Below are 6,722 nucleotides of genomic sequence, written 5' to 3' on the forward strand. Positions count from 1 at the left end.
TGTGTCCCCCCTTTGGCGGCGGCAGCGGGCAGGCGGAACCCTTGCCCAATCTTGCATGAATTCGTCGTCACATTGCCACAATGAATGGGCAATGCGGTGGATGGCGAGCAAGGCAGCGGCTGTGCAGAAAGTGGCAGGTTGACCCGGATACGCACATTCGAACGCAAGACGCTGAAACAAACAAGAAACGACGCAGGCCCATACAGTTGATGCCGAACATGTCAGCAGAGCTCCATGCAGCAGTGATTGCACCGCCGCCCGTAGAAAGGTGGGATCAACCGATCGAGCTGAAGACCATATCCGGCGCGGCGCCGAAGCCCGACATCGGTTTTGTCCTGAGTCTTATCGCAGAGGACTCGACCCTCGGCATCATCGTCATCGGGGAGAGCGGCGAGGTCCTCTACTCCAATAACCTCGCGCGCGACTTCTGCCGCCCCGATGCCGTAACCCTCGAAGGCTACAAGATCTCAAAGCTGTTGCCGGGCGCCCTGATGGTTGGCGGCACGCTTATCCTGAACATGCATCAGCCCCCATACGGATGCGACTGCATCGCCCTGATATCGGGGGATGGCGCCCCGAGGTATTGCGAAGTGCGCCAGCGCCAGGCAACGGACGAGCAGGGGCGCAGGTTCAATATCGTCATGCTGGATGAGGTGACCAAGCGGGTTCAGGCATTGGCCGCCCTGAAGGATCAAGAGGCGCGCTGGAACCTTGCCTTGCAAGGAAGCGAGATCGGCGTCTTCGAGACCGATTTGCGAACGGGGCATTGCGTCGCGTCCGACACCTGGTTTCAGCTGGCCGGGATATCGAACTGGCATGGCCTCAACGCTGAGGACGAGTGGCGCATGCGGGTTCACCCGGATGACATGCCGCGGGTTCTGACCGCTGACGAGGAGTGCTTCGCGGGCAGGATTGAAAGATCGGAGACGAAATACCGGTTCCGCGTCGGTGAAAGCGAATGGCGCTGGATGCGTTCAATCCTGCGCGTGACGGAGAGGGGCGCAGACGGGCGGGCCGTTCGCATGCTCGGAACCATGGTCGATATCGATTCCCTCGAGCGGGCCGTCCAACACGCCCGGGCCAAAGAAGAAGAACTCGGCACCCTCATTGCGAACGCGCCTGTCGCAATGGCCGTTCTTGGCCTTGATGGGACGTTCCAGCTCCTGAACGAAGCCTGCTATCGCTTGCTTGGTTATCCGAATGGCAGCCTTCAGGGGGTAAATCTGTGGAAGCTGTCAAACGGTGAAATGCTTTCGGAAGTCCGTGACGACATCAAGGCCCTCATCCGCGGCGATGTGGAGACCTACGTCGCCGAAAAGATATATGTCCGACCCGACGGAGCCCGGGTTGAAATCGTCCTGAGGATCTCGCTGATCAGCGACCATAAGCCGGGTCATGCCCGCTTCATCGCGCAGATGGTCGACATTACGGAGCGCAAGCGCCTTGCCGGGTTGAAGGATGATTTCGTGTCCACGGTCAGCCATGAACTGCGGACACCGCTCGCCTCCCTTCACGGGGCGCTCGCGCTGCTGACAAGCCCGGTGCTCAAAGGCAAGCCGGACGATGCCAGGGGGCTGCTGGAGCTCGCATTTCGCAACAGCACGCGCCTCAAGCAGCTTGTCGACGACCTCCTGGATTTTCAACGGTTGAGCGCGGAGCAGGTGCCTCTGGAGATATCCGATACCGACGTTGTCGAGCTGGTCAGAGAGACGGTCGCGGAATGCGAGCCGTTTGCGGCAAGGTTCGACGTGACCTATCAGCTGAACGCTCCCGACCGGGAAGTAAGCGCCGCGGCCGACGCCAAGCGTTTGCGACAGGTCGTCGCGAACCTTCTTTCCAATGCGGCGAAGTTTTCCAATGCGGCCGATTGCGTGACGGTCTCCATCGATGCCGAGCCGGAGGGATGCGTGATTGCCGTCGCCAACCACGGACGCGGGATATCGTCGGAATTCGGGAGCCGCATCTTCACGCCGTTCTCGCAGCAGGCGGAGCATTCGACGCGCGATCGGGAAGGCTCCGGCCTTGGCCTCGCCATCAGCAGGAAGCTGGTGGAAGGCATGAATGGCGAGATCGGCTACAGGTCGGTCCCGGACGATCAGACCATGTTCTGGGTCAGGTTGCCGCTGTCGGCTGCCTGACCGGGCGCTCAAGCGAACCGCTTAGGGGGCTCGGAGCCGCCCTTCGCCGCGACGCGTCTTAAGGTCAGTAAGGCGCCCCCAAGTCGGTCATTCAGGCCTCTGGGCGCGATCCTGAGAAGCTGCCGTTCTTTGCAGCCTGACTGGAGATTTAGGATGCCAAGAAACGTGCCTCTGGTGCCATACTGTTCTGAGCTGCGCTTAGCACCGTGCTCGAGGATTTCGCTCTGTCTCCCGCGACATCGGCCTGAAGGAGGTAGATGTTGACAGCCCGGCCGATATCGCGGTGACGAACCCGTCCAGGCACCCGAGACCGGCAAGGCGAACGTCGACCCAGGTGCTGCTCGGCCGGCGAGGGGTCAGAATTAGGAGGCCGCGATGATCGGCAATTTCACGGAGGAGAATTCCGTCGAAACCGTGAACACTCGGATGGGCGACGGCATCGACCCGCGGCTGCGCGAGGTGATGGCGGCATTGGTTCGGCATCTGCACGCCTTCGCCAGGGAAGTGGAACTGACCCAGGAGGAATGGGAGGCCGGCATCGCCTTCCTGACCGTGACGGGCCAATTGTGCAGCGGCGAGCGGCAGGAGTTCATCCTGCTCTCCGACGTGCTCGGCTTTTCGATGCTCGTAGACGCGATCAACAATCGTCGCCCGCCCGGCGCGACCGAGAACACCGTCTTCGGCCCGTTCCATGTCGACGGCGCGCCGGAGCGGCAAATGGGCGACTGCATCAGCCTCGATGGCAAGGGGGAGAGCTGCCTATTCACCGGTCGGGTGATTGATCTGCATGGCGAGCCGATCGAGGGCGCGCGGGTCGACGTCTGGTCGGACAATTCCGAGGGTTTCTACTCCGTCCAGCAGCCTGATCTGCAGGACAAATGGAACAACCGCGGCATCTTTGTCACGGGCGCCGACGGACGCTATGAGTTCGTCGGCATCAAGCCGGTGAGCTACCCGATTCCGGACGATGGGCCGGTGGGCAAGATGCTCGCCGCGCTCGGCCGTCACCCGAACCGCCCGGCCCACATGCATTTTCTCGTCACCGCCCCGGGCTTCCAGCGGCTCGTCACCCACACCTTCGTGGGCGATGACCGCTGGCTCGGCTCCGACGCCGTCTTCGGGGTCAAATCGACACTTGTTGCGCCGTTCGAGCATGTGCGCGACGGCCGGACTGAATGGCGCTCACCGTTTGACTTCGTGCTGGTGCCAGTCTCGCAATGACTGCGGGCCGGTGCAGCGCGATACCGCCAAAGCACGTGAAGTGATACGATGCGAGGCAGAGCAAAGGAGCGAACCGGAGACCGCTTCCCAATGCGGATCGCCCGTTCGTGGGCCGTCTCCAATGCGCCCTCATCGCGGCCGTTCCGTGTCTGAGCTGGCCGCCCTGAGAGTTACTATTTGCCGCAAACGGGTTGGGGGTCCTGGATACAGATGAAACTACCATCCTCGAGGCGTCTATGAGTGACCGGCTCGGTGGTTGGCCCAGTCGGTCCGTGCTGACCGGGTGGAAATTCTGTTTTGGAAACTGCGGACCTATTTCCGATCTGTTGCGGTTCTTGCCAGTAGAGTGGCAAGGGCATCAACGTCGCTTTCCCGCGTCGTCCCGTTGGTAATGCAAACACGGATGACGTCGCCGCCCTCCAGCTTGGCGACGGAGATCCAGGCTTCGCCGGAGGCAACTACACGCTGCACGATCTCTGCCGGAGGATGCGCACCTACCGGAGGCTTCAGGCAGAGCACCCCGGCCCTGCAGTCGTTCGCGACCTGCCAACCTTCTGCGGACATCGCTGCGCCGAGCCGGCGCAGCAGGTCGACAGCGCGTTCGACATGTTCAGCGTAACCCTGCCACCCCGCATTCGCCAGTGAGAGGAATAGCCGTAACCCCAGAAACCGGCGCGACCACTGAGCGGAGGTCACGTACGGGTCGACCGTCTGCAGGTTGGACGGCATGTAGCTCGCCGCAACCTGGAACGCTTGCGGAAGAACGTCAGGTCGGGCGGTGAGGAACATGCCGGCGCCCATCGTCGTCGCGAACCATTTGTGCGCGTCGATGGTTATCGACGTGGCATTGCCGATACCCTGGAGCGCCGGAGACAGGCGCTTCGAGGCGATCATCGCGCCAGCCCAGGCGGCGTCGACGTGTAGCCAGAGGTCGTGTTTTTCCGCGACACGGGCGCAGCCTTCGAGCGGGTCGATCATTCCGGCATTCGTCGTGCCCGCGGTCGCGACGATCATCACCGGCACGCAACCCGAGGCGAGGTCCGTTTCGATGGCCTTCATCAGGGCCTCGATGCTCATCCGGCCGCTGCCATCAGTCGAGACGAGCCGCACGGAGTCGCGCCCGATCCCGGCCTGATGTGCAATCTTGAGCCAGGCGAGGTGGCTTTCGGCCGAGGCATAGAAGACAGGGCGGCCAGCGAAAGCGAACACACCTTTCGCGCCGTACATCCCGTTTGCGCGGGTCAGTGCGCAGACGAGAGCGGTATAGTTGGCCTCGGCACCGCCGCTCGTAAAGTGGCCTCCGGCATCGCCGGTCAGGCCGGCACGACGGGCAACCGCCTGCAGGACGTGACGCTCAATCTCGACACAGACCGGCGCGTGAGACCAGACCGCGAGCTGGGGATTGAAGCTGGCGGTGATCCGGTCGGCGCATTCGGAGGGCAACGTTGGCGCCGGATTGAAAAGGCCGAAATAGGCAGGATGCGACATCTGCACGATCCCGGTGTCCATCGCACCAACCGTCCAGTCGAGAAGCTGCGAGAGATCGACCGGCCGATCGAAGTCGTACGCCTTCAGGGCCTTGCTAAAATCACTCAGATCTTCGACCGGGGTCACCGGGAGAGAGGCGCGGCGCGTCTCGGACGCTTCAAGTCTCGCGGCCAGCCCATCATGGATTTGCCGGCGGATATCGGGCGGCGGGAACATCGCGTTGGCCATATCGTGCATCTCTGGGCTGGCTCCTTCTCGCCTCGCGTTTCTCCGGGTAAAGTACGTTGCGGCAGCTCTTCGCTCGACCCGAAAGATGTCGCTTCAGCCGACAAAGTGGCGGTGCAACGCCGCAGGTGAGGGTCAAATGCCGGACGTCGACACCAAGGACGTCGCTCTGATACGGGCGGTGGAAGCCAACGCACGGGCGAGTGTGGTCAGCCTTGCGCGCAAGATCGGATTATCACGCAGCGCCACCCATGATCGCCTCGTGCGCCTCGAAGAGAGCGGCATCATCGAAGGCTACTCAGTCAAGCTGCGGCCCGGCGGGATGCCGCGTGCCATTCGGGCCATGCTGACCGTGAAATTCTCGGCAAATCGCGCTCATCGGCATCTCGTCGACCTCATCATGCGGCAGCCCGGCGTTGTGACCGGCCACTACGTTGCAGGCGACATTGCCATGATCCTCGATGCGGAGTGCGAGACGATCTCCGATCTGGAGAAATTGCGAGCGCGGTTGCTGGACGTACCCGGGGTCAGCCACATCACTATACATACGGTGCTGAAGCAGCATCGGCATCGTTGAGCTCGAATGGTCAAGAAAGCGGCCGTCAGCGGAGATATGGCGACGTGATATGACGGACTCGGGTGGTGCCCTTCGCTGCACGTTTCTCTTACGACAGTAACGCGCGCCCAATTCGGCCGTTCAGGCTCGATGTTGACCACCTTGTAAGCGGATAGGCAACTTTCCCGAATTTCCTGCCTCTAAGGCCGACGGGCCGGCCTCTACTGAAGCGGGCCGGAGTCTCGACGAAAGCAGGAAGGGACCAATGGATTTCAGGCTCATGCGGAGCTGCTATTCCCGTCCTTTCCCTGGTGGTCGCCCCTGCGGCCCCGGCCAAACCCTCTGCCGTTGGTTTCTGCGCACTCGCTGTGCGTGGCATTCCGACGGTCGTCTGGTATCCGACGGACACGACGGGGCCGGTGACTACGGTGGCGGGCAACGGTGCCATCACCTCACCCGAATAGGAGTTGCGCCAGGTTCTCAAACAACCAATCGGCGAACCGCTTTTCGTCCCATTTCCGGTCCAGAACGAGCAACCGGTACATATCCGGGCTGACCAACGCCCACCAGATGTCGACTGCCTCCTCTCGGTCCAGACCCGGCGCCATGAAGTCATCTCGATCCCAATTCGCGACGAGTTCGGCAAACCGCTCCCGTCGCCGCGCCTCACCACGCTCCCACATTTCATGCAGGCCTTGGTCGACGCCTGACGCCGATCGGGCCGCCTCGATCAGATCAGCCCCACGGGCGTAGTAGCGCATGTTAAACGCGATCCGTTCGCGAAGTTGCTGGCGAGGATTGCCTTCGGCAGCAGCGAGAGCGGCCTGAAGCGCCGTCAAGTCCGCCTCTGCGGCGAGGTGGTCATGCAACTCCAGCAGTATGCCGCGCTTGGACCCGAACACGGAATAGACGGTCTGCGCGGCTACCCCTGCTTCGTTGGCGATCTCTTCGATCTTCGCGCCCCCAAAGCCCTTCGACACGATCAGTCTCCTAGCGCTCGCCAGAATCCGCCGCCGTGTCTCTTCGGCGCTCTGCTGGCGCCGTTTAGACACGTATGAACGCTTGTTGCCTTCACTCATTTGGATATAGTAGCC

At 62.2% G+C, this 6,722-nt stretch carries 5 protein-coding genes; 3 read left to right on the forward strand and 2 right to left on the reverse strand.

Annotated features, from left to right (window positions below):
* The first annotated feature begins 218 nt into the window (after window positions 1–218).
* Window positions 219–2,138: a PAS domain-containing sensor histidine kinase gene (locus tag EIP85_RS14935; protein ID WP_164871750.1), complete on the forward strand. Its 1,920-nt coding sequence runs from the start codon at window positions 219–221 to the stop codon at window positions 2,136–2,138.
* A gap of 375 nt (window positions 2,139–2,513) precedes the next feature.
* Window positions 2,514–3,359, forward strand: a complete 846-nt coding sequence (locus tag EIP85_RS14940) for an intradiol ring-cleavage dioxygenase (RefSeq protein ID WP_127903019.1) — start codon at window positions 2,514–2,516, stop codon at window positions 3,357–3,359.
* Between the two features lie 312 nt (window positions 3,360–3,671).
* Here EIP85_RS14940 and EIP85_RS14945 read toward each other — a convergent pair whose 3' ends face one another.
* The gene (locus EIP85_RS14945) at window positions 3,672–5,084 is read right to left on the reverse strand and encodes a pyridoxal phosphate-dependent decarboxylase family protein (protein ID WP_127903020.1); all 1,413 of its coding nucleotides are present in this window, start codon (window positions 5,082–5,084) and stop codon (window positions 3,672–3,674) included.
* 127 nt (window positions 5,085–5,211) lie between these two features.
* Here EIP85_RS14945 and EIP85_RS14950 point away from each other — a divergent pair, with 127 nt between their 5' ends.
* On the forward strand, window positions 5,212–5,649 hold the full coding sequence (locus tag EIP85_RS14950) for an Lrp/AsnC family transcriptional regulator (protein ID WP_164871751.1): 438 nt from the start codon (window positions 5,212–5,214) through the stop codon (window positions 5,647–5,649).
* 431 nt (window positions 5,650–6,080) lie between these two features.
* Here the strand turns inward: EIP85_RS14950 and EIP85_RS14955 are convergent.
* Window positions 6,081–6,722 (reverse strand): TetR/AcrR family transcriptional regulator (locus tag EIP85_RS14955; RefSeq protein ID WP_206615552.1); only part of this gene is annotated, 642 nt, incomplete at its 5' end.

The sequence above is a fragment of the Solirhodobacter olei genome, from assembly GCF_004010155.1.
In the GTDB taxonomy this organism is placed as follows: domain Bacteria; phylum Pseudomonadota; class Alphaproteobacteria; order Rhodobacterales; family Rhodobacteraceae; genus Solirhodobacter; species Solirhodobacter olei.